General features: G+C 72.7%; 23 protein-coding genes. 12 read left to right on the plus strand and 11 right to left on the minus strand.

Annotated features, from left to right (window positions below; all coding sequences use genetic code 11):
- Positions 1 to 22 precede the first annotated feature (22 nt).
- Positions 23 to 529: a YfbM family protein gene (locus tag H505_RS0135165; protein WP_026405685.1), complete on the plus strand. Its 507-nt coding sequence runs from the start codon at positions 23 to 25 to the stop codon at positions 527 to 529.
- Positions 530 to 584: 55 nt separating this feature from the next.
- Here the strand turns inward: H505_RS0135165 and H505_RS0135170 are convergent, their stop codons facing one another.
- From H505_RS0135170 to H505_RS0135195, 6 genes are all read right to left on the minus strand, one after another.
- Positions 585 to 1,322 carry a Type 1 glutamine amidotransferase-like domain-containing protein gene (locus H505_RS0135170; RefSeq protein WP_026405686.1) on the minus strand — a complete coding sequence of 246 codons (738 nt, stop codon included), beginning with the start codon at positions 1,320 to 1,322 and terminating at the stop codon, positions 585 to 587.
- A 159-nt stretch (positions 1,323 to 1,481) separates the two neighbouring features.
- Entirely contained in the window at positions 1,482 to 2,975 is a 1,494-nt protein-coding gene (sucB, locus tag H505_RS0135175) for a 2-oxoglutarate dehydrogenase, E2 component, dihydrolipoamide succinyltransferase (RefSeq protein WP_026405687.1), read from the minus strand.
- Positions 2,976 to 3,016: 41 nt separating this feature from the next.
- On the minus strand, positions 3,017 to 4,411 hold the full coding sequence (gene lpdA / locus H505_RS0135180) for a dihydrolipoyl dehydrogenase (protein ID WP_026405688.1): 1,395 nt from the start codon (positions 4,409 to 4,411) through the stop codon (positions 3,017 to 3,019).
- A 134-nt stretch (positions 4,412 to 4,545) separates the two neighbouring features.
- A complete protein-coding gene (locus tag H505_RS0135185) occupies positions 4,546 to 6,030 on the minus strand; it encodes a leucyl aminopeptidase (protein ID WP_026405689.1) in 1,485 nt (494 codons plus the stop codon).
- 64 nt (positions 6,031 to 6,094) lie between these two features.
- The gene (locus H505_RS0135190; RefSeq protein WP_026405690.1) at positions 6,095 to 6,853 is read right to left on the minus strand and encodes an adenosylcobinamide-GDP ribazoletransferase; all 759 of its coding nucleotides are present in this window, start codon (positions 6,851 to 6,853) and stop codon (positions 6,095 to 6,097) included.
- Positions 6,850 to 7,920, minus strand: coding sequence for a bifunctional adenosylcobinamide kinase/adenosylcobinamide-phosphate guanylyltransferase (locus H505_RS0135195; protein ID WP_084551165.1), 1,071 nt, complete (start codon positions 7,918 to 7,920; stop codon positions 6,850 to 6,852). The genes H505_RS0135190 and H505_RS0135195 overlap by 4 nt, the downstream gene beginning before the upstream one ends.
- Positions 7,921 to 8,059: 139 nt before the next feature.
- Here H505_RS0135195 and H505_RS52585 point away from each other — a divergent pair, with 139 nt between their 5' ends.
- On the plus strand, positions 8,060 to 8,941 hold the full coding sequence (locus H505_RS52585) for a DsbA family protein (RefSeq protein ID WP_051301514.1): 882 nt from the start codon (positions 8,060 to 8,062) through the stop codon (positions 8,939 to 8,941).
- Between the two features lie 95 nt (positions 8,942 to 9,036).
- Positions 9,037 to 9,234 (plus strand): hypothetical protein, encoded by a 198-nt coding sequence (locus tag H505_RS0135205; protein WP_026405692.1) that lies wholly within the window; start codon positions 9,037 to 9,039, stop codon positions 9,232 to 9,234.
- Between the two features lie 73 nt (positions 9,235 to 9,307).
- On the opposite strand, the gene H505_RS0135210 is transcribed toward H505_RS0135205, so the two are convergent.
- Both H505_RS0135210 and H505_RS0135215 read right to left on the minus strand, forming a co-directional pair.
- Positions 9,308 to 10,309: an aldo/keto reductase family protein gene (locus H505_RS0135210; RefSeq protein ID WP_026405693.1), complete on the minus strand. Its 1,002-nt coding sequence runs from the start codon at positions 10,307 to 10,309 to the stop codon at positions 9,308 to 9,310.
- A gap of 52 nt (positions 10,310 to 10,361) precedes the next feature.
- Complete coding sequence (locus H505_RS0135215) at positions 10,362 to 10,937, minus strand: DUF3043 domain-containing protein (protein WP_026405694.1); 576 nt, start codon at positions 10,935 to 10,937, stop codon at positions 10,362 to 10,364.
- Between the two features lie 131 nt (positions 10,938 to 11,068).
- Here H505_RS0135215 and H505_RS0135220 point away from each other — a divergent pair, with 131 nt between their 5' ends.
- The 4 genes from H505_RS0135220 to pspAB all read left to right on the plus strand — a co-directional run bounded on the left by H505_RS0135220 (position 11,069) and on the right by pspAB (position 13,747).
- Positions 11,069 to 11,872: a PspA/IM30 family protein gene (locus H505_RS0135220; protein ID WP_034521321.1), complete on the plus strand. Its 804-nt coding sequence runs from the start codon at positions 11,069 to 11,071 to the stop codon at positions 11,870 to 11,872.
- A complete protein-coding gene (gene pspAA, locus H505_RS0135225) occupies positions 11,869 to 12,147 on the plus strand; it encodes a PspA-associated protein PspAA (RefSeq protein WP_026405696.1) in 279 nt (92 codons plus the stop codon). Before H505_RS0135220 ends, pspAA begins: the two co-directional genes overlap by 4 nt.
- Positions 12,148 to 12,258: 111 nt before the next feature.
- Positions 12,259 to 13,176, plus strand: a complete 918-nt coding sequence (gene htpX, locus H505_RS0135230; protein WP_026405697.1) for a zinc metalloprotease HtpX — start codon at positions 12,259 to 12,261, stop codon at positions 13,174 to 13,176.
- 1 nt (position 13,177) lies between these two features.
- Positions 13,178 to 13,747, plus strand: coding sequence for a PspA-associated protein PspAB (pspAB, locus tag H505_RS0135235; RefSeq protein ID WP_026405698.1), 570 nt, complete (start codon positions 13,178 to 13,180; stop codon positions 13,745 to 13,747).
- A gap of 73 nt (positions 13,748 to 13,820) precedes the next feature.
- Here the strand turns inward: pspAB and nadA are convergent, their stop codons facing one another.
- Positions 13,821 to 14,975 (minus strand): quinolinate synthase NadA, encoded by a 1,155-nt coding sequence (nadA, locus tag H505_RS0135240; RefSeq protein ID WP_026405699.1) that lies wholly within the window; start codon positions 14,973 to 14,975, stop codon positions 13,821 to 13,823.
- Positions 14,976 to 15,225: 250 nt separating this feature from the next.
- Here nadA and H505_RS0135245 point away from each other — a divergent pair, with 250 nt between their 5' ends.
- Both H505_RS0135245 and H505_RS0135250 read left to right on the plus strand, forming a co-directional pair.
- The gene (locus tag H505_RS0135245) at positions 15,226 to 15,588 is read left to right on the plus strand and encodes a HesB/IscA family protein (protein WP_026405700.1); all 363 of its coding nucleotides are present in this window, start codon (positions 15,226 to 15,228) and stop codon (positions 15,586 to 15,588) included.
- 184 nt (positions 15,589 to 15,772) lie between these two features.
- Entirely contained in the window at positions 15,773 to 16,759 is a 987-nt protein-coding gene (locus H505_RS0135250) for a carbohydrate kinase family protein (protein ID WP_026405701.1), read from the plus strand.
- 87 nt (positions 16,760 to 16,846) lie between these two features.
- On the opposite strand, the gene H505_RS0135255 is transcribed toward H505_RS0135250, so the two are convergent.
- Both H505_RS0135255 and H505_RS0135260 read right to left on the minus strand, forming a co-directional pair.
- The gene (locus H505_RS0135255; protein ID WP_084551167.1) at positions 16,847 to 17,155 is read right to left on the minus strand and encodes a sulfurtransferase TusA family protein; all 309 of its coding nucleotides are present in this window, start codon (positions 17,153 to 17,155) and stop codon (positions 16,847 to 16,849) included.
- A 64-nt stretch (positions 17,156 to 17,219) separates the two neighbouring features.
- The gene (locus H505_RS0135260) at positions 17,220 to 18,368 is read right to left on the minus strand and encodes a cysteine desulfurase family protein (RefSeq protein ID WP_026405703.1); all 1,149 of its coding nucleotides are present in this window, start codon (positions 18,366 to 18,368) and stop codon (positions 17,220 to 17,222) included.
- Between the two features lie 163 nt (positions 18,369 to 18,531).
- Here H505_RS0135260 and ctaC point away from each other — a divergent pair, with 163 nt between their 5' ends.
- From ctaC to H505_RS0135275, 3 genes are read left to right on the plus strand one after another with little or no spacing between them, the layout of a single operon-like run.
- Positions 18,532 to 19,332, plus strand: a complete 801-nt coding sequence (ctaC, locus tag H505_RS46455; RefSeq protein WP_051301516.1) for an aa3-type cytochrome oxidase subunit II — start codon at positions 18,532 to 18,534, stop codon at positions 19,330 to 19,332.
- On the plus strand, positions 19,329 to 21,017 hold the full coding sequence (gene ctaD, locus H505_RS0135270) for an aa3-type cytochrome oxidase subunit I (RefSeq protein ID WP_026405704.1): 1,689 nt from the start codon (positions 19,329 to 19,331) through the stop codon (positions 21,015 to 21,017). Before ctaC ends, ctaD begins: the two co-directional genes overlap by 4 nt.
- A 3-nt stretch (positions 21,018 to 21,020) precedes the next feature.
- Positions 21,021 to 21,431 carry a cytochrome c oxidase subunit 4 gene (locus H505_RS0135275; RefSeq protein WP_026405705.1) on the plus strand — a complete coding sequence of 137 codons (411 nt, stop codon included), beginning with the start codon at positions 21,021 to 21,023 and terminating at the stop codon, positions 21,429 to 21,431.
- The last annotated feature ends 96 nt before the right edge of the window (positions 21,432 to 21,527 follow it).

The following is a 21,527-nucleotide window of genomic DNA, read 5'->3' on the forward strand; positions in this document are numbered from 1 at the left end:
GCGAGCGGACAGGAGGAGCGCGGTGGGTCTGGCAATGTCGTACCTCAGGGTGCCGCCCGTGCTGGAGGGGGAGTCGGACCCCGGCCGGATCGCCCGCCGCGTGTTCGGCGACCGCGAGTGGCGCTGCCGCGCCGCGTCCGCGCCCGTCGACCTCGGCGGCGCCTGGCAGGCGCTGCACTTCCTGCTGACGGGCGACGCGTGGGAGGGCCGCCAGCCCGAGGCGGACGTGGTGTGCGGCGGGCGGCTGCTCACCGAGGACGGCGCCGACGAGCTCGGCATGGACGTCGTCTACCTGGCCCCGGACCGCGTCAAGCCCGCCGCCGACCACCTCGCGGCGACGCCGTTCGCCGACGTCGCCGCCCGCTTCGACGCCGCCGCGATGCGCGCCGCGGGCGTCCAGGACGCGGAGGGCCTCGACGCCGCCGTCCTCGACGCGACGCTCGCGCCCGCCTACCGGGCGCTCACCGGGCTCTTCGGCGCGGCCGCCGACGAGGGCGAGGCCGTCTACAAGGTGATGCTCCCCACCTGACTCGCTTCCCACCGGACCTGCGCCCACCCGACCGGGGCCCGCGGATTCCGCGGGCTCAGAGCGAGGCGAGGAGCCGGGGCTCGAGGCGCGTCTCCTTCGCGGTGCCCGGACCGTCCGGCTCCACCCGGTAGGCGCCCGCCTCCTGCCGGAACGAGACGGCCTGGACGAACTCGGTGCCCACGTAGTGCAGGGCGACCGACTCGTCCGCCGCGTAGCCGCCGGGCAGGGTGCCCTCGCCCACGAGCTGCTGCAGCAGGGGGCGCCGCTGCGGGTCGCTGTCGTAGTGGACGCCGCAGGAGTACGGCAGGAGCCCGAGGCCGTCGGTCAGCGGGCGCAGCTGCGGGCCGAACGAGTCGGTGTTGCCGCCGACGTGCCAGCACAGCGCCCCCGCGCTCTGCCCGGACAGCACGACGCCCGCCTCCCACGCCTCCCGCATGATCGCGTCGAGGCCGTGCAGCCGCCACAGCGCGAGCAGGTTGGCGACGCTCCCGCCCGACACGTACACGAGGTCCTGGGTGAGCAGGTGCGCCCGCATGTCCGCCACGTTCGGCATGGGGAACAGCGCCAGGTGGCTCACCTCCGCGTCCAGGGCCGCGAACGCGGCGTAGAAGCGGGACACGTACTCGGCGCCGTCGCCGAGGGCGGTGGTGAGGAAGCAGACGCGGGGCCGGTCCTGCCCGGTGAGGTCGACGGCGTAGCGCAGCAGCGGGCTCGGCGCGAGCCCCTCCCGGCCGTCGGGGACGAACGACCCGCCGCCGATCGCGAGAATGTGCGGCTGTCCGTCGGTGCTCATGCGCCCTCCTCCAGGCCGTCCGGCACGGCCGTTCGCTGTCGCTGTCACCGTACGGCCACCGCGGACCGCGGGCCGCGACTTTGACGAATCTTGGGCGCGACGCGCGGAACCCCCGCCGGGCCGGTGGGGCGGCGGGGGTTCCGGTGACCGGGACGAGGGTCAGAGGCCGAGCTCGGCCTCGAAGTTGCCCTCCTCCAGACGGTGCTTGACGGTGCCCAGGAAGCGGGCGGCGTCGGCGCCGTCGATGAGCCGGTGGTCGTAGGTCAGGGCCAGGTAGACCATGGACCGGACGGCGATGACCTCGCCCAGCTCGGGGTCGTCGATGACGGCGGGGCGCTTGACGACCGCGCCCGTGCCGAGCATCCCGACCTGCGGCTGGTTGAGGATCGGGGTGTCGAACAGGGCGCCGCGGCTGCCGGTGTTGGTCAGCGTGAACGTGCCGCCGGCGAGCTCGTCCGGGCTGAGGTTGCCGGTGCGGGTCCGCTCGGCGAGGTCGGCGATCCGCTGCGCGAGCCCGGCCAGGTTGAGCTGGCCCGCGTTGTCGATCACCGGGACCATCAGGCCGCGCTCGGGCACGTCCACCGCGATGGCGAGGTTCTCGACGTCGTGGTAGGTGACCTCGTTCGTCTCGCTGTTGATGACGGCGTTCAGCTTCGGGTGCGCCTTGAGCGCCTCGACCGTCGCCATCGCGAAGAACGGCAGGAAGGACAGCTTGACGCCCTCGCGGGCCTCGAACTCGGCCTTGGCCTGGCCGCGCAGCCGCGCGATCTTCGTGACGTCCACCTCGACGACGGTGGTGAGCTGCGCCGACACCTGCAGCGATTCCACCATGCGGCGGGCGATCGTCTGCCGGATCCGCGACATCGGCTCGGTCTTGCCGCGCAGCGCGAGCTGGTCGGCGGGAGCGGCGGCGGGCGGCGGGGTCGCGGCGCGGGCGGACGGGCGCGCGGCCGGGGCCGCGGGCGCCGCCGGGGCGGCCGGGGCGGCGGCCTGCTGCGCCTGCCGCTCCTTGGCGGCGCGGGCCGCCTCCAGGACGTCCTGCTTGCGGATGCGGCCGCCGACGCCGGTGCCGTTGATCGACGCCAGGTCGACGCCGTGCTCGGTGGCGAGCTTGCGGACGAGCGGCGTCACGTACGGGCCGTCGGACGGCGCCCCGGCGGACGGCGCGGCCGGCTGCTCGGGCACCTGCGGCGCGGGCTGCTGCGGCGCCTGCTGCGGCTGCTGCGGCTGCTGGGCCTGCGGGGCGGGCTCCGGCGGCGCGGCGGGCTGCTGCTGCGCGGGCGGCGGCCACGCGGCGGGCGGCGGGGCCTGCTGCGCCTGCGGCTGGGCCGGCGGGGCCTGCTCCTGCTGCGCGGCGGGCGCCTCCTGCGGCTTCTCCTCGGCGGCCGGAGCGGCGCCGCCGGACGGCGCGTCGCCCTCGTCACCGATGATGGCGAGTTCGGCGCCGACCTCGACGGTCTCGTCCTCGGCGACGGTGATGCTGGTCAGGATGCCCGAGGCGGGCGAAGGGATCTCGGTGTCGACCTTGTCGGTCGACACTTCGAGAAGCGGCTCGTCGGTCTCGACGCGCTCACCCTCCTTCTTCAGCCAGCGGGTGACGGTGCCCTCGGTGACGCTCTCGCCGAGCTGGGGCATGGTGACGGAGACCGGCATGGCTCTCAGCGACTCCTTCGAAGAAATGAACCGTGCGGCGTTCAGCCGTGCACGTGCAATGGCTTGCCGGCGAGGGCGAGATGTGCCTCGCCGACGGCCTCGGATTGTGTCGGATGGGGGTGGATCAGCTGCGCGACCTCGTCGGGGAGGGCCTCCCAGTTGTAGATGAGCTGCCCCTCCGCGATGAGCTCGCCGACGCGCGCGCCGACCATGTGCAGGCCGAGGACGGGACCGTCCACGGCCGCGATCACCTTGACCTCGCCCTGCGTCCCCAGGATCTTGCTCTTGGGGTTGCCGGCCAGGTCGTAGGTGACCTCCTTGATCGCGTGCCCGCGCTCCCGCGCCGTCGCCGAGGTGATGCCGACGGAGGCGACCTCGGGGTCGGAGTAGGTGATGCGCGGGACGCCGTCGTAGTCGATCGGCGGCGGGGTGAGCCCGCCCAGCCGTTCGGCGACGAGGATCCCCTCGGCGAAGCCGACGTGGGCCAGCTGCGGCGTCCGGATCAGGTCGCCGACCGCCGAGATCGTGGGGACGCTGGTGCGGCAGTACTCGTCGACCTTGACGAAGCCGCGCTCGGTCTCGACGCCGGCCTCGGCGAGCCCGATGCCGTCCGAGACGGGGCCGCGGCCGACGGCGACGAGGAGCAGTTCCGCGTCGACCGTCTTGCCGTTGTCGAGCGACACCGAGACGCCGCCCTGCGTCGTCTTGGCGCCCTCGAACCGGGTGCCGAGCTCGAACTTGATGCCCCGCTTGCGGAACGCCCGCTCCAGCCGCTTGGAGCTGGACTCCTCCTCCAGCGGCAGCAGGTGCGGCAGGGCCTCCACGATCGTGACGTCGGCGCCGAACGAGCGCCACACGCTCGCGAACTCGACGCCGATGACGCCGCCGCCGAGGACGACGACGGAGCCGGGGACGTGCTCGAGCCGCAGCGCGTGGTCGCTGGAGATGACCCGCTCGCCGTCGATCTCCAGGCCGGGCAGCGACCGCGGCGCGGACCCGGTGGCGAGGACGACGTGCGCGCCCTCCAGCGCGCGGACCGTTCCGTCCTGCGCGGTGACCTCGACGGACGTCGGGCCGGTCAGCCGCCCGGTGCCGTGCACGACCTCGATGCCGCGGCCCTTGATGAGCCCGGTGAGGCCCTTGACGGTCGTCGAGACGACCTTGTCCTTGTAGGCGTTCACACCGGCGACGTCGATGCCCTCGAACGACGCCCGGACGCCGAAGCGGGCGGCCTCGCGGGTCTGGTCCGCCACCTCGGCCGCGTGCAGCAGCGCCTTGGTGGGGATGCAGCCCCGGTTGAGGCAGGTCCCGCCGAGGGACTCGTCCCGCTCGATGAGCGCGACCGACTTGCCGAGCTCGGCGGCGCGCAGCGCGCACGCGTATCCGCCGCTGCCGGCACCTAGGACCACGATGTCGAAGGGGCCGCTGTTGGCCACTGGACGCTCCCTTTCCCGGTTCTGGCGCCGCGTGGGCCGCGGCGCCGGGGGCGGGGCGGGGCGCTCCGGTAACGGGCCCCCACCGCCACGAGAAAACCTATTCGCTTGTTCGTCCCGGCCGCACCGGGTCGCCGTCAGAGGGTCCCTGCGGCGAGGTCCTCGGCGAGCTGCACCAGCGTGCGGGTCGCGGCGCCGGTGCCGCCCTTCGGGGTGTAGCCGTACGGCTCGCCCTTGTGGAACGACGGGCCCGCGATGTCCAGGTGCGCCCACTTGACGCCGTCCTGGACGAACTCCTGGAGGAACACGCCCGCGGTGAGCATGCCGCCCCAGCGGTCGCCGCTGATGTTGGCGAGGTCGGCGACCGCGGAGTCCAGGCCCTTGCGCAGCTCGGCGGGCAGCGGCATGCCCCAGGAGGGCTCGCCGGCGCGACCGGCCGCGTCCACCACCTTCTCACGGACGGCGTCGTCGTTGGCCATGACCCCGGTGGTCCGGGTGCCGAGCGCGACGAGCTGCGCGCCGGTGAGGGTGGCGACGTCGATGAGCAGGTCGGGGCCGTCCTCGGCCGCGCGGACCAGCGCGTCGGCGAGCACGAGGCGTCCCTCGGCGTCGGTGTTGAGGACCTCGACGGTCTTGCCGCCGTAGATGCGGATGACGTCGGACGGGCGCTGCGCGGTGCCGCTCGGCATGTTCTCGGCGGCGGCGAGGTAGCCGACGACGTTGACCTTCGGGCGGAGCCGGCCGATGGCGGCGAGCGCGCCGAGCACGGCGCCCGCGCCGCCCATGTCGGACTTCATCCAGTCCATGGCCTCGGACGGCTTGAGCGACAGGCCGCCGGAGTCGAAGGTGATGCCCTTGCCGACCAGCGCGAGCGTCTTGGCGGCCTCGGGGTGGGTGTAGGAGAGCCGGATCAGCCGCGGCGGGTTGGCCGAGCCCTGCCCGACCCCCACCAGGCCGCCGTAGCCGCCGTCCACGAGGGCCTTCTCGTCGAGCACCTCGATGGACAGGCCGGTCTCCCCGGCGATCCGCTCGGCCTCGCCCGCGAGGTCCTCGGGAGAGAGGTGCGACGGCGGGGTGTTGACCAGGTCGCGGACGAGCTTCACCGACTCGGCGAGGACGCGGGCGTGCTCGAGGGCCGCCTCGGCGCCGAACCCGCCGTCGGCGGCGAGGAGCGTGATCTCCTCGACCGGGCTCTTGTGCTCGCCGGTGCGGAAGGAGTCGAAGGAGTAGGCGCCGAGGAGCGCGCCCAGGGCGGCCGCCTCGAGCTGCTCGGCGTTCGCGACGGGCAGGGCGACGGCGGCGCGGGCGGAACCGGCGAGCGAGCGCAGGGCGGCCCCGGCGGCGCGGCGCAGGTCCTCGGCGGAGGGGTCCTCGCCGAGCCCGGCGGCGACGATCACGGGGGCGGGCACGGCGCCGAGGGTGGGCACGCGGGTGATCTCCCCGGCCTTGCCGGTCGCGCCCAGCGCGCCCAGCGCGGCGGCGAGCCGGCCGTCCAGGGCCCGGTCCAGCGCCTCGGCGCCGGCTGCCGGGGCGACTCCGTCCCCGCCGGGCGAGACGCCGATCACGATCGCGTCGACGTCGAGGCTGTCCGGGGCTGCGCTGTCAAGGCTGATGGTCGTCACGTAGCCCGATGTTAGTCCTCTCACGGGGCCGGTTCGTCCTCTGGGATCAAAGGTTCGTCCCGGTTCATCCCGCGGCGAGGACGATCAGCGCGCCCGTCCCCGCGATCTCCACGAGCGCGCCGAGGACGTCGCCGGTGACGCCGCCCAGCCGCCGGACCGCGTGCCGCAGCGCCGCGAGCGCGGCGCCGAGCCCGAACACCGCGGCGGCGGCCGCGAGCAGGGCGCCGTCCGTCCCGCCGGCCGCCGCCCCCGCACCGGCGGCCGCCGCGAGGACGGCGGCGGTGGCGGCGAGGGCCGCGCGCCCGGGCACGGTGCCCGCGACGAGCGCGCCCAGCCCGCCCGGACGGGCGGACGGCACGGACGCACGGCACGCCCACGGCAGCGCGAGCCGCCCGGCGACCCCCGCGACGAGCGCCGCGACCGCCGGATGCGGCGCCGACGCCAGCGCCGCGACCTGGACCAGCAGGGTCAGCAGCAGGGTGACGACGCCGAACGGGCCGATGTCGGACCGCTTCATGATCTCCAGCGCGGCCGCCGCCGGCTTCCGGCTGCCGAGCCCGTCGGCGAGGTCGGCGAGGCCGTCCAGGTGCAGCGCCCGGGTGACCGCCGCGCTCGCCGCGACCGCCAGCGCCGCGCACAGCGTCGGGGCGAGGCCGAGCGCGCCGCCCGCGAGCAGGACGAGCGCCGCCGCGCCCCCGGTGACGGCCCCGACGGCGGGGGCGAGCAGCATCGCGGTGCGCGCCGTAGCCCGGTCGAACCGGCCCTCCCCGGGGAACGGGACGACGGTGAGCAGCGTGACGGCCAGCCGCAGTCCCGCGATCACGGCAGCTCCGCGACGCGGCCCGCGACCACCAGCGCCGCCTCCTCCGATTCGGCGGCGAGCCGCTGGTTGAGCAGCCCGAGCGCGTCCCGGAACGCCCGTCCGGACGGGGTGTCCGGCACCAGCGACAGCCCCACCTCGTCGCTCACCGCCACGACCCGCGCCGCGGTGCCGCGCCACGCGGCGACCAGGGCGTCGACGCGGGGCAGGACCCGGCGGACGGCGTCCGCGGGCTCGTCCCACGCGCCCGCCTCGTCCATCGCCGCCGCGAGCCACGTCCCGAGGCCGTCCACCAGCACCGCGCCGGCCGCGGATTCCAGCACGCCCGCGACGTCGGTGGTCTCCGCGGTGCGCCACCGGGCGGGACGCCGCCGCCGGTGCGCCTCGACGCGCGCCGCCCACTCGGCGTCGCCGTCCCGCGCGCCGCCCGTCGCGACGTACGCGACCTCCGGGCAGGCGGCCAGCCGCAGCTCCGCCTCCGCCGACTTGCCCGACCGCGCCCCGCCCAGCAGCAGCGTGCGGTGCGGCCCTCCGGGCGGGCGGAGCCAGAACCCCAGGCGGCGCTCCAGCTCGGCCGGGGACCGGACGCGGTGGTCGACGTGGACGGCCGCGACGCGCGTCCCCTCCGCCACGGCGCCGACGCTCCGCAGGTACCCGAGGTGCTCGGGGGCTCCGACGAGGTCGAGGAGCGCCGCGTCGTACCGGACGTCCGGGGCGGGCTCGGGGCGCGCACCCGGCCCCGCCGCCACGAGCACCCGTTCCCCGGACGGCCCGCGCACGTCGTGGCCGCCGGGCACGTCCGTCCGGGCGCAGTCCGCCCACGGCACCCCGCCGACCGTCGCGGCGAACGGCGCGTACCGGACGCCGCGGGCGCGCAGCGCGCCGCACGACGCGCACCCGCACCCGTCCTCGGGCCACCCGCCCGCCGCGGCGGTTCCGCGGACCTCCACGCCGGCCCCGCCCGAGCCGCCCGCACCCCCGCCGCCCGTTCCCGTGGCGGGCGCGTTCTCGGCGGGCCCGCCGCCGGGGCCTTCGGGGGCGGGGGCGGGGGCGTTGACTTCGGTGTTCATGTCGGTGGACGACTCTACGGCGGGCCGGGCGCCGTTACCCTCGCGGGAGGGAGATCGCTTTCGTGACGAAGTCCCCGGAGATGTTCCCGGACGCGTGCGTCGCGCCGTCCGACCGATAAGTCGACCGAAGGAGACACGGGTGGGCCACCCCCCGAACTCGCCGTTCCCGCCGCCTCCGCCGCCCCCGCCCGGCGGGATGCCCCCGGGCGGGCCGCCGCCGGGCGGGCCGCCGCCCGGACCGGGCGCGCCCTGGCAGGGCGGACCGCCGGTTCCGCCGCCGTCCGGTGGCCGGGGCCCCGGCGCGGGACTGGTGATCGCGCTCGTCGGCGGCGGGCTGGCGGTCGTCCTCGTCGCGGTCGCGGCGGTGGTGTTCGCGGTCCGCGGCGCCGGGGAGGAGGGCGGCGGCGGGGGCCGCGGCGGCGAGGTGCGGCTGCAGGTCGGCGACATCGTCGGCGGGGCGAAGGCCACTCCCGCCGAGGACGGCAGCCTCGCGATGGCCCGTCCCGGCGTCTCGGCCCCCGTCGTGGACATCTACACCGACTTCGCCTGCCCGCACTGCGGCACCTTCGACAAGGCGAACGACCCGATGCTGAAGGAACTGGCCGTCGCCGGGGACGCCAAGGTCGTCTTCCACCCCATGGTGATCTTCAACGAGTCCATGCAGCCGGCGTACGGCAACGCGCTGCGGGCGGCGTCCGCGCTGCGCTGCGTCGGGAACGGCGCGCGGTGGCTGTCGTACCAGGACGCGCTCTACGAGCACCAGCCCGCGAACCTGCAGACCGAGGGGTACGCGGTCGGCGAGCTGGTGTCCGTCGGCGCCGAGGCGGGGGTCGCCGACGCCCGGTTCGAGGAGTGCGTGCGCGACCAGTGGTACGCGGGGGAGGTCAAGCGGGTCAGCCGGGGGTACGTCGACTCCGGGGTGGGCGGCACGCCGACCGTCCGGGTGAACGGCCGCACCCTCGACCAGGACGACATCGCCACGCCCGAGGCGCTCCGCGAAGCCATCGAGGCCGCCGCCTGACGGGTTACGCTCACGTCCACGGCGGTGGATCACTGCGCGGGCACGGCGGCAGGGTACGGCGACAGGCAAGAGCGGCACGAGGGAGAGACGGCGCGATGGCGTGGAGCTGGCGTTTGGAGACGGCCGACGGGCGCTCCGTGGGCGTGTCGGAGGAGACCTTCTCCACCCAGGCGGACGCGGAGAGCTGGCTGGGCGAGAACTGGCGGGCCCTGCTCGCCGGCGGCGCCGACAAGGTGACGCTGCTGGAGGGCGACACGGCCGTCTACGAGATGAGCCTGCACGAACCCGAGTGAGCGGCGGGACGGCGAAGGGCCGCGGCCCCCGGGAGACCGGGAGCGCCGCGGCCCTCGTGCGTGCGGCGGGGGCTCAGGGGCGGGTCTCGGGGCTGCGGGTCCGGGCCGGGTCGCGGATCACGACGGGGCCGAGCACGTCGTCGATCCGCTTGAGGACGTCCGCGTCCAGCTTCACCCCGGCGGCCTTCACGTTGTCGCGGACCTGCTCGGGGCGGCTCGCGCCCACGATCGCCGCCGACACGTTCGGGTTCTGCAGGGTCCACGCGATCGCGAGCTGCGCCATCGACAGCCCGAGGTCGTCGGCGATCGGCCGCAGCTCCTGCACCCGGGCCAGCAGGTCGTCGCTCAGGTAGCGCTTGATCATGTCGCTGCCGCCCTTGTCGTCGGTCGCCCGCGACCCCTCCGGCAGCGGCTGCCCCGGCTTGTACTTGCCGGTCAGCACGCCCTGCGCGATCGGCGACCACACGATCTGGCCGATGCCCTCCCGCTCGCACAGCGGGACGACCTCCTCCTCGATCACCCGCCACAGCATCGAGTACTGCGGCTGGCTCGAGACGATCCGGTCGAAGCCCATCTCGTCGGCGATCTTCAGCGCCCGCTCGATCTCCTCGGCCCGCCACTCCGACACGCCGACGTACAGGACCTTGCCCTGCCGGACGAGGTCGTCGAACGCGCGGAGCGTCTCCTCCAGCGGGGTCGCGTGGTCGAAGCGGTGCGCCTGGTAGAGGTCGACGTAGTCGGTGCCGAGCCGCCGCAGCGACCCGTTGACCGACTCCATGATGTGCTTGCGCGACAGGCCCCGGTCGTTCTGCCCGGGTCCGGTGGGCCAGAAGACCTTGGTGAAGATCTCCAGCCCCTCGCGGCGCTGCCCCTTCAGCGCCCGCCCGAGGACCTCCTCGGCGCGCGTGCCGGCGTAGACGTCGGCGGTGTCGAAGGTGGTGACGCCCTCGTCGAGCGCCGCGCGCACGCACGCGTTCGCGGCGTCCTCCTCGACCTGGGAACCGTGGGTGAGCCAGTTGCCGTAGGCGATCTCGCTGATCTTGAGACCGCTCCTGCCCAGGTGTCTGAACTCCATGCCCCAGACCCTAGCCCGCCGGGCGTTCCGGCGGACGCGGGTCACCGGGCGGTCAGATCTTGTCCTTCTCGCCGATCTTCACCTGGGCGGCGGGGACGCGCAGCCGGCGGATCTGCATCGCGCGCATCGCCGCGTACATCCCGACGCCCTTGTGGCTCTCGTCCGGGTACCGCTCGGCCGCCAGCCGCTTGATGCCGCGGCTGAGCAGCAGGCCCTCGCCGAACACCGCGAGGAGCAGCAGCGGCGGCGCGAACAGGACCAGCAGGCGCGCCGCCGGGATCGGGACGAGGCTGAGCAGGACGATCGCGAACATCGCGTACATCAGGTACGAGCCGACCGTCCGGCGCGAGTCGACGTAGTTGCGGGCGAGCCGGCGCACGGGGCCCTTGTCGCGCTTGAGCAGGTACTTCTCGTCGCCCCGCTGCATCCCTTCGCGGGCCTTGACGCGCTCGGCGGCCTGCCGCTCCCGGACCTTCTTGTACGCCTCTTTGCGGTTCGACGGGGCGGTGATCGGCTGCCGGTTCCGCTTCTCGGCGTCCCGCCGCTTGGGCGTGGGACGGCCCTTTCCTCCCGGCTTTACTACCTGAGGAGGATTCGGAGGGGCTTCCTGGGTACGACGCTTGAACACGGGATCAGCCTACCGGCTGCGAACGTCGTGACTGCCTCGCACGTTACCGCGTAGGGTGATAAGAACCCCACCAGTGGTCATTGAGCCCAGTTTGCGACTGAGCGACAGCACGAAGGGACCGGCGCCGCGCGATGAGCGTGATGAAGCGAATGTCGATGATCTTCAAGGCCAAGGCGAACAAAGCCCTGGACCGGGCCGAGGATCCTCGCGAGACGCTCGACTACTCCTACCAGCGACAGCTGGAGATGCTGCAGAAGGTCCGTCGGGGAGTCGCCGACGTCGCCACCTCCCGCAAGCGTCTCGAGCTGCAGATCAACCAGCTCGAACAGCAGCAGGAGAAGCTGACCGACCAGGGCCGCAAGGCGCTGCAGGTCGGCCGTGAGGACCTCGCCCGCACGGCGCTCGAGCGCCGCGCCGGGATCGAGGGCCAGTTGAACGACCTGCGTGCGCAGTACCAGCAGCTCCAGGGCGAGGAGGAGAAGCTCACGCTCGCCTCCCAGCGGCTGCAGGCCAAGGTCGACTCCTTCCGCACGCGCAAGGAGACCATCAAGGCCACCTACACCGCGGCCGAGGCGCAGACGAAGATCAACGAGGCGTTCTCCGGCATCTCCGAGGAGATGGGCGACGTCGGGCTGGCGATCCAGCGCGCCGAGGAGAAGACCGAGAACATGAAGGCCCGGGCCGGGGCGATCGACGAGCTCCTGGCGTCCGGCGCTCTGGAGGACTTCTCCGGTCCGAAGGACGACATCCAGGCCGAGCTGGACCGGATGGGTTCGAGCAGCGGCGTCGACCTGGAGCTGGAGCGCATGAAGGCCGAACTCGGCCAGGGGCCCGCTCCGAAGGAGCTGAACGAGGGCTCCCCGAGCGCGCAGCAGCAGCCGCAGGTGGACACCTCCAAGCAGGCGTGGCCGCAGCAGCCCGGGGGTGCCCAGTGATCGTCCGGCTGATGGGCGAGGGGCAGCTGGACGTCGCCGCCGAGGATCTGACGGCGCTCAACGCGCTGGACGACGAGCTCGAGGCGGCGATCGAGTCGGGCGACGAGACGACGTTCCGGGCGGCGCTGGTCGCGCTGCTGGACAACGTCCGCAAGGTCGGCAAGCCGCTGCCCGCCGACAGCCTGGCGCCGTCGGAGCTGATCCTGCCGCCCGCGGACGCGCACATCGACGAGGTGCGGTCCATGCTGGGCGACGAGGGCCTGATTCCGGACTAGTCGGGGAGAACGGGGAGCGATCACCCACAGCGAAAGGGACATCCGGCACAAAACACGCTGCTCGCGCGTTCTTCCTGGTGAACGGGGTTGACACCGGGGGGTGGTGAGCGCATGGCCAGGACACGGTACGCGCCCGACAGGGGGCTGACGTCCCGCATGCTCATGACCATGTTCCTGCTGGGACTGGTCTATGTCGTCTTCGTTTCGGCGTTCTTCGTGCTGGCGCCGGAATGGGGCGCTTTCGCGCTGGCGGTCGCGGTGGTGTTCCTGCTCGCGCAGTACTTCTTCTCCGACCGGATGACGCTGTTCGCCATGCACGGCCGGGTGGTGTCGCCGGAGCAGGCGCCGGAGCTGCACGGGGTGGTCGACCGGATCTGCGCGCTGTCGGACGCGCCCAAGCCCAAGGTCGCGATCGCCGACACCGACGTGCCGAACGCGTTCGCCACGGGCCGGAACCAGAAGAAGGCCGTCGTCTGCGTCACCACCGGGCTGCTGCGCCGGCTCGACCCGGTGGAGCTGGAGGGCGTCCTCGCGCACGAGATGGCGCACGTCGCGCACCGGGACGTCGCGGTCATGACGATCGCGTCGTTCCTCGGTGTCTGCGCGGGCCTCATCACCCGGTTCGGGCTGCAGTTCGGTCTGTGGGGCGGCTTCAACCGGCGGGGCAACGACCAGAACACCGGGCTCGTCCTGCTGGCCGTGGTGGGGGCGAGCGCGCTCGCCTACGCCATCAGCTTCCTGCTGACCCGCGCGCTGTCGCGGTACCGGGAGCTGTCGGCCGACCGGGCCGCCGCGCTGCTGACCGGGCGCCCGTCGGCGCTGGCGTCCGCGCTCACCAAGGTCAGCGGCGACATCGCCCGGATCCCGACGAACGACCTGCGGTCCGCGCAGCCGTTCAACGCGTTCTTCTTCACCCCGGCGCTCGGGCGCGGGGCCAGCGTGGCGGCGCTGTTCGCCACGCACCCGCCGCTGGACAAGCGGCTCGCCCAGCTCGGCAAGATCTCCGACCAGCTCAGCAGGGGGGCCTGACGTGGGTTTTCTGGACGCGCTGCTCGGCCGGTCCAAGCCGGCCCGCCCCGACCTCGACCGGATGTTCGCGCTGTCCACCGCCGCCGTCACGCTGGAGGCCGCGACGGGGTTCGTCCCGACCGGCCTCGGCTCGGTGTGCTTCCGGGCGGCGGAGGGCGGCGCGTTCGCCCGCCTGCAGCAGGACGTCCGGGAACTGCTGGACGCCGACGAGGGCCCGCCCGTCGCGCTGAGCAACGACTCCTACGGGTTCACGTGGCTGCTCGCCGAGCACCGCCCGGACGAGCTGCCCGACCTCGTCACCGACCTGCACGCGGTCAACGCGACCCTGGAGTCGAACGGGTTCGGCCCGCACCTGCTGTGCTCCCTGGCGGGCTTCCGCGGCCCGGACGGACGGCGGCTCGCGCTCGTCTACCTCTACAAGCGCGGCACCTTCTACCCGTTCGCCCCGCTTCCTGGCGACAAGCGGGACAACGCCCTCGAACTCCAGGTGCGGAGCGCGGTCGGCGCCGACCTGCCGTTCGAGGACGACCTGGGGCGCTGGTTCCCGGTCTGGGGCGCGCCCGGCCTGTGAGCCCGCGGGGGCGGGGCGCGACGGCCCCGCCCGTCCGCGTGCTCCGGCGGCCGGTGCTCCGGCGGCGCGCCGGCTAGGGCAGCGCGAGCATCTGGTCGAGGGCCACGCGGGCGTAGTGCGCGGTCTCCTCGTCGACCCGGATGACGTTCTCGACCTCGTCGCGGGCGAGCGACTCCAGCGACCGCACGAGGTGCGGCAGGTCGATGCGGTTCATCGTCGAGCAGTAGCAGACCGTCTTGTCCAGGAACATGACGTTCTTGTCCGGGTGGGCGTTCGCCAGCCGCCGGACGAGGTTCAGCTCCGTGCCCACCGCCCACGACGTCCCGGGCGCGGCCGCGTCGAGCGTCTTGATGATGAACTCCGTCGAGCCGATCAGGTCGGCGGACGTCACCACCTCGTGGCGGCACTCGGGGTGCACCAGCACGTTCACGCCCGGAACGCGCGCGCGGACGTCGTCCACGGACTCCTTGGTGAACCGGCCGTGCACCGAGCAGTGCCCGCGCCAAAGGATCATCTTGGCGTCCCGCAGCTGTCCGTGCGTGAGGCCGCCCTCCTTGCGGTGCGGGCTGTAGACGACGCAGTCGTCCAGCGAGAAGCCCATCTCCAGGACGGCGGTGTTGCGGCCGAGGTGCTGGTCCGGCAGGAACAGGACCTTCTTGCCCTTCGCGTACGCCCAGTCGAGCGCGCGCCTGGCGTTGGACGACGTGCAGACGACGCCGCCGTGCCGTCCGACGAACGCCTTGATGTCGGCCGAGGAGTTCATGTAGGTCACGGGGACCACGTCGTCGGCGACGCCCGCGTCCTCCAGGACGTCCCAGCAGTCCTCGACCTGGTCGAACGTGGCCATGTCCGCCATCGAGCACCCGGCGGCGAGGTCGGGCAGCACGACCCGCTGGTGGTCCGCGGTCAGGATGTCGGCGGACTCCGCCATGAAGTGGACGCCGCAGAACACCACGTACGGGGCCTGCGGGCGGGCCGCGGCCTCGCGGGCGAGCTTGAACGAGTCGCCGGTGACGTCGGCGAACCGGATGACCTCGTCGCGCTGGTAGTGGTGGCCGAGCACGAACACGCGGTCGCCGAGCGCGGCCTTCGCGGCGGCCGCCCGCTCGACGAGGGCCGGGTCGGAGGCCGGCGGAAGCTCGCCGGGACAGTCCACGCCGCGCTCGCTGGCCGGGTCGGCGCCGCTGCCGAGCAGCAGCAGGGGCAGGTCGCGCACCGGTGTGCTCACGAGGATCTCCCTCCAGGCGACGACACTTATCGTCGATGTGACGACTAATGATGGCACATCCGGCGGGGTGCGCCGATGTGACGTAGGCCGATGTGACGTAGAACGCACACCCGCGGGATGTTCAAGACGGCCCGGAAGCGGAATGGCCTTGTGGCGAGGTACGTTGTCCTACGGGAAGGGGCGTACGCGTCCTCACAGGACAAGCGGAAATCGCCGCAACGCGGCGCAGCGAGACCCGGGAGCTGAACACATGACGGTTTCAGGCGAGACCACGCAGGAGACCACGCAGCAGGGCGTCGTCCTCACCGACGCCGCCGCGGAGAAGGCCAAGGGCCTGCTCGAGCAGGAGGGCCGTGACGACCTTGCGCTGCGTGTCGCCGTGCAGCCGGGCGGCTGCTCCGGCCTGATCTACCAGCTCTTCTTCGACGAGCGCGAGATGGACGGCGACCAGATCCAGGACTTCGACGGCCTGTCGGTGCGCGTCGACCGGATGAGCGCGCCGTACCTCACCGGCGCCACCATCGACTTCGTCGACAGCATCGAGAAGCAGGGCTTCACGATCGACAACCCGAACGCCTCGGGTTCCTGCGCCTGCGGCGACTCCTTCAACTGAGGCGTCCGCCGCACGGCAGAGGCGCGCGCGGCCTGAGGGACGGCGCGGACGGTCTTCGCGACCGTCCGCGCCGTCCCTTTTCGTTCGCCCGTCGAGGTGGCCGGCCGCCGCTGCAAGTAGGCTTTCCCAGTCTGAAAAAGCCGGTGAACCAGCCGGACGACGACCTCGACGAGGAGAGCGACGCGTGCGCATCGCCGTGACCGGTTCCATTGCGACCGACCATCTGATGACCTTCCCGGGAAGGTTCACCGACCAGCTCCTTCCCGACCAGCTCGATCGGGTGTCGCTGTCGTTCCTGGTGGACGAACTGGAGATCCGCCGCGGCGGCGTCGCCGCGAACATCTGCTTCGGGATGGGCAGCCTCGGCAAGGAGTCGATCCTGGTCGGCTCGGTCGGCGACGACTTCGCCGACTACCGCTCCTGGCTCGACCGGCACGGCGTCGACACCGCCTCGGTGCACGTGTCCGAGCTGCACCACACCGCCCGGTTCCTGTGCAACACCGACCAGGACCAGAACCAGATCGCCACGTTCTACGCGGGCGCGATGAGCGAGGCCCGCAGCATCGAGCTGCAGCCGGTCGCCGACCGCGTCGGCGGCCTCGACCTGGTGCTGGTCAGCCCGAACGACCCCGAGGCGATGCTGCGGCACACCGACGAGTGCCGCGCCCGCGGGATCCCGTTCGCCGCGGACCCGTCCCAGCAGCTCGCCCGGATGGACGGCCCGGACGTGCGCCGCCTCATCGACGGCGCCGCGTACCTGTTCACCAACGAGTACGAGAAGGCGCTCTGCGAGGAGAAGACCGGCTGGTCCGGCGAGGAGATCCTCTCCCGCGTCGGCGTCCGCGTCACCACCCTCGGCGCCAAGGGCGTCGTCATCGACCGGGAGGGCCGGGAGGGGGTCCACGTGCCGTGCGTCTCCGTCGCCTCCATCGTCGACCCGACCGGCGTGGGCGACGCGTTCCGCGCCGGCTTCCTGTCGGCCCTCGCCTGGAACCTGCCGCTGGAGCGCGCCGCGCAGGTCGGCAACGCCATCGCCGCGCACGCCCTCGAAGCCGCCGGGCCGCAGGAGTACACGCTGTCCCGCCAGGCGTTCCTGGACCGCTTCGCCGCCGCCTACGGCCCGGAGGCGTCCGCCGAGGTGGCCCCGCACGTCACCTGCCCGAACCCGTAGCGTCCGCGCGCGACCGGCCGCGTCCCCGCGGGGGCGCGGCCTTCGCGCGTCCGGGGGCGGGCCGGGACCGGCGCCCGGGCGGCGCGGTCAGTACGTGCGGCGGATGTGGAAGCCCCAGCCGCCCTGCGCGAGGGTCTCCTCGCGGACGAAGTCCTGCGACTTCATCCGGCACCAGGCGGGGACGTCCGTGCGGGCCGCGGGATCGTCGGCGAGGACGGCGATGACCTCCCCGACCGGCACCTCGCGGATCCGCTCGGCCAGCATGATGATCGGGATCGGGCACTTGCGGCCCAGCGCGTCGATGACGAGCGCGGGCACCGGACCGGACGGCTCGGGCGCGGCGGGGACGGGCGCGGCCGCCGGCCGCCGGTGCTTGGCGCGGCCTCGGAACCTCATGGGCGGGACCGCCTCCCTGTCTCGGGGGTCGTGGGGGTGCGGGGGGATGGAGTCGCGGGGCAGGTCACGGCAGCGTCACTCCCAGGTCGCCGCGGAGCCGGGCGACGGTGCCGGGGAGCACCGACAGGAAGCGCTCGACGTCCGCCGCCTCGACGTCACGGGGCAGCGACACCCGCACGTTCCCATGGGTCAGCACTCCCATCGCCTCCAGCACATGACTGGGACGCAGCGTATCCGCCGTGCACGAGCTCCCCGACGAAACCGCGAAACCCAGCCGGTCCAGTTCGGTGAGCAGCGCCTCGCCCTCCACGTACAGGCAGGAGAAAGTGACCAGGTGGGGCAGCCGCCGGACCGGGTCGCCGACCACCTCGACGTCCGGGACGGTCCGCGCGACCTCGGCCCGGATCCGCTCCACGAGCGCCGACAGCCGCGCCGCGTCCGCCGCCATGTCCACGTGCCGCGCCTCCAGCGCAGCGGCGGCGGCGACCGCCCCGGGCACGTTCTCGAACCCCGGGACGCGGCGCGCCCCGCGCTCGTCGTCCGGCAGCGGGGAGCGCCACCGCGTCCCCTTGCGGATCACGAGCACCCCCACTCCGGCGGGCCCGCCCCACTTGTGCGCGCTGCCCGCCAGCAGCGACCAGCCCGGCGGGACGTCCGCGCGCCCGAGCGACTGCGCCGCGTCGGTGCACAGCGGGACGCGCGCCGCCCGGCAGTGCTCGGCGGCCTCGGCGAGCGGCTGCAGCGTGCCGACCTCGTGGTTGGCCGACTGGAGGCACGCCAGCGCGGTGTCCGGGCGCAGCGCCGCCGCGAACTCGGCGGGGTCGACGCGCCCGGCGCGGTCGACGCCGACGACCGTCACCTCGCCGCCGTCCCGCTCGTGCAGTTCGGCGGCGTGCAGGACGCTGGAGTGCTCGACGGCGCTCACCACCAGGTGGGAGCCGACCCGCCGCCGCGCGCGCAGCCCGCCGAGGACGGCCAGGTGGACGGCCTGCGTGCCGGACGACGTGAACGACACCTCGTCGGCCCGGACGCCGAGCACCCCCGCGACACGCGCGCGGGCGCGGTCGAGCAGGATGCGGGTGCCGCGCGCCGTACCGTAGAGACGCGCGGGGTCGGCCCAGGCCGAATCGAGCGCTTCCAGCAGCGCGGCACGCGCCGCGGGGTGCGGCGGTTCGGTGGAGGCGGCGTCGAGGTAGCCGCTGCTTCCGGCCATGGCGGAACACTAACCGGGCACCCGATCGGGGGTGCGCGCGACCCTCGCGCTAGGGTGTCCAACGCACGTGTAACAGCAGATCTACACCGCCCGGCCGACCGGGCTTCATCCGTGGGGAAGGCATTCCGTGAGTCCGACCCGCTCTAGGGAGCGGCGTACGCCTGTGCGCAGTCGCCGCGCAATCACAAGCGCCGGCGCGCTAGGGCTGCTGGCGCTGACCGCCACCGCGTGCAGCGGTGAGGCGGCCCGCCTCGGCATGCCCGAGCCGATCAGCATCCAGGGCGAACGCATGCTGAGGCTCTGGCAGGGCTCCTGGATCGCGGCGTTCGCCGTCGGGGCCGTGGTCTGGGGCCTGATCATCTGGGCTGTGGTGTTCCACCGCAAGCGTTCCGACGACCTGCCGCCGCAGGTCCGCTACAACATGCCGATCGAGATCCTCTACACGGCGGTCCCGTTCGTCATCATCGCGGTCCTGTTCTACTTCACGGCGCGCGATCAGAACTTCGTCGAGAAGACCACCGACGATCCGGACGTCGTCGTCGACGTCACGGCGTTCCAGTGGAGCTGGCAGTTCGACTACGTCGAGAACGGGAAGAGCGTCGCCACCGTGGTCGGCCAGCCGGTCGCCCCGAACGGCCCGGCGCCCGCCAAGCCCGTCATGACGGTCCCGGCGAACGAGAAGATCCGCGTCCGGCTGCACGCCAACGACGTCATCCACTCGTTCTGGGTCCCGGCGATGATCTACAAGAAGGACGTCATGCCGGGCTACACCAACGAGTTCGAGTTCACCGCGAACAAGCTCGGCACCTATGAGGGCCGCTGCGCCGAACTCTGCGGTGTCGACCACAGCCGGATGCTGTTCCAGCTCAAGGTCGTCACGCCGGAGCAGTACGACAAGTTCATCGCCGACGCCAAGGCCAAGAAGCAGGCCGCGTCGACCCAAGCCGCGGGGGGTGCCAATTGACGACGATCAGCAAGGCACCGAGCGCGCCGGTCTCCGCGTCGCGGACGAGCAAGGGGCGGATCATCGCCTCGTGGATGTCGTCCACCGACCACAAGACGATCGGCTACCTCTACCTGATCACGTCGTTCTTCATGTTCCTGATCGGCGGCGTGCTCGCCCTGGTCATGCGCGCCGAGCTGTACAAGCCGGGGCTCCAGGTCGTCAGCAACGAGCAGTTCAACCAGCTGTTCACCATGCATGGCACGATCATGCTGCTGATGTTCGCGACACCGCTGTTCGCCGGCTTCGCCAACGTGGTGATGCCGCTGCAGATCGGCGCGCCGGACGTCGCGTTCCCGCGCATGAACATGCTGGCGTACTGGCTGTTCCTGTTCGGCAGCCTGATCGTCCTCGCGGGGTTCCTGACCCCGAACGGCGCCGCCAGCTTCGGCTGGTTCGCCTACGCCCCGCTGTCGAACGCGGTCCGCTCGCCGGGCATCGGCGGCGACATGTGGGTGCTCGGCCTGGCGATGTCGGGCTTCGGCACCATCATGGGCGCGGTCAACTTCATCACCACGATCCTGTGCATGCGCGCGCCGGGCATGACCATGTTCCGGATGCCGATCTTCACCTGGAACGTCCTGCTGACCTCCATCCTGGTCCTGCTCGCGTTCCCGGTGCTGGCCGCCGCGCTGCTCGCCCTGGAGGCCGACCGGAAGTTCGGCGCGCACGTGTTCGACGCGTCGCACGGCGGTGCGCTGCTGTGGCAGCACCTCTTCTGGTTCTTCGGGCATCCAGAGGTGTACATCATCGCCTTGCCCTTCTTCGGGATCGTGACGGAGATCCTCCCGGTGTTCAGCCGTAAGCCGGTCTTCGGCTACATCGGCCTGGTGTTCGCCACCATCAGCATCGCGGGCCTTTCCATCACGGTCTGGGCGCACCACATGTACGTGACCGGCCAGGTGCTCCTGCCGTTCTTCTCCTTCATGACGTTCCTCATCGCCGTGCCGACAGGCGTGAAGTTCTTCAACTGGATCGGAACGATATGGAGAGGCCAACTAACGTTCGAGTCACCGATGCTGTGGTCTCTCGGCTTCCTCGTCACGTTCCTGTTCGGCGGCCTGACCGGCGTCATCCTCGCGTCGCCGCCGATGGACTTCCAGCTGTCCGACTCCTACTTCGTGGTGGCGCACTTCCACTACGTCGTGTTCGGCACCGTGGTGTTCGCGATGTTCGCGGGCTTCTACTTCTGGTGGCCGAAGTGGACCGGCAAGATGCTGAACGACCGCCTCGGCAAGGTGCACTTCTGGCTGCTGTTCATCGGCTTCCACGGCACCTTCCTGGTCCAGCACTGGCTGGGCGCCGCGGGCATGCCCCGCCGGTACGCCGACTACGCGGCCGAGTTCGAGGGACTGAACGTGGTCTCGACGATCTTCTCGTTCATCCTCGGCGCCTCGCTGCTCCCGTTCTTCTACAACGTCTACATCACGTGGAAGAAGGGCAAGCGCGTCGAGGTGGACGACCCGTGGGGCTACGGCGCGTCCCTGGAGTGGGCGACGTCGTGCCCGCCGCCGCGGCACAACTTCAACTCGATCCCGAAGATCCGGTCCGAGCGGCCCGCGTTCGACCTGCACCACCCGCATGTGGGCGCGAAGGGCGAACTGGCCGGCGCGTCCGGCGGCTCGGCCGTCTCGAAGGGAGACTGACCGATGCGCGTTCAGGCGTTCATGTTCTACGGATGCGCCATCTTCTTCCTCATCACCGACGTCGTGTACTGGTACTGGTCGAACGACTGGACGGGGACGACCGCGCTCGCGCTGTCCGTCGGCCTCGCCGGCCTGATCGGCTTCTACATCCACTTCACGGTGCGGCGCCTCGAGCGGGCCAACGCGGGCCCGCTGTACGAGGACGACCCGGAGGGTGAGATCGCGGACGCGGCCGGCGAGCTGGGCTTCTTCAGCCCGCACAGCTGGTGGCCGCTGTACATCGGCCTCTCGGCCGCGGCGATCACGCTGGGCCTGGTGTTCGGCTGGTGGCTCGTGATCATCGGTACGGTCGCCATCCTCATGTCGGTGATCGGCCTGGTCTTCGAGTACTACCGGGGTCATTTCGCCCACTGATCGGTAAAAACCGCCCATGAAGGGCCGGTATCCGGAATTTCCCGGGTACCGGCCCTTTCACATACTGGGCGTCGCTCCAGCGACCGGGCCGGAGCG

The organism is Actinomadura rifamycini DSM 43936 (genome assembly GCF_000425065.1).
GTDB lineage: Bacteria > Actinomycetota > Actinomycetes > Streptosporangiales > Streptosporangiaceae > Spirillospora > Spirillospora rifamycini.

What these genes read in the sequence shown, in the direction of transcription:
- H505_RS0135275 (WP_026405705.1), top strand. Translation starts at nt 21,021, where the DNA reads ATGCGCGTTCAGGCGTTCATGTTCTACGGATGCGCCATCTTCTTCCTC.
- htpX (WP_026405697.1), top strand. Translation starts at nt 12,259, where the DNA reads ATGGCCAGGACACGGTACGCGCCCGACAGGGGGCTGACGTCCCGCATG.
- H505_RS0135260 (WP_026405703.1), bottom strand. Translation starts at nt 18,368, where the DNA reads ATGGCCGGAAGCAGCGGCTACCTCGACGCCGCCTCCACCGAACCGCCG.
- H505_RS0135205 (WP_026405692.1), top strand. Translation starts at nt 9,037, where the DNA reads ATGGCGTGGAGCTGGCGTTTGGAGACGGCCGACGGGCGCTCCGTGGGC.
- H505_RS0135245 (WP_026405700.1), top strand. Translation starts at nt 15,226, where the DNA reads ATGACGGTTTCAGGCGAGACCACGCAGGAGACCACGCAGCAGGGCGTC.
- H505_RS0135195 (WP_084551165.1), bottom strand. Translation starts at nt 7,920, where the DNA reads ATGAACACCGAAGTCAACGCCCCCGCCCCCGCCCCCGAAGGCCCCGGC.
- H505_RS0135210 (WP_026405693.1), bottom strand. Translation starts at nt 10,309, where the DNA reads ATGGAGTTCAGACACCTGGGCAGGAGCGGTCTCAAGATCAGCGAGATC.
- H505_RS0135170 (WP_026405686.1), bottom strand. Translation starts at nt 1,322, where the DNA reads ATGAGCACCGACGGACAGCCGCACATTCTCGCGATCGGCGGCGGGTCG.
- sucB (WP_026405687.1), bottom strand. Translation starts at nt 2,975, where the DNA reads ATGCCGGTCTCCGTCACCATGCCCCAGCTCGGCGAGAGCGTCACCGAG.
- H505_RS0135255 (WP_084551167.1), bottom strand. Translation starts at nt 17,155, where the DNA reads ATGAGGTTCCGAGGCCGCGCCAAGCACCGGCGGCCGGCGGCCGCGCCC.
- H505_RS0135220 (WP_034521321.1), top strand. Translation starts at nt 11,069, where the DNA reads ATGAGCGTGATGAAGCGAATGTCGATGATCTTCAAGGCCAAGGCGAAC.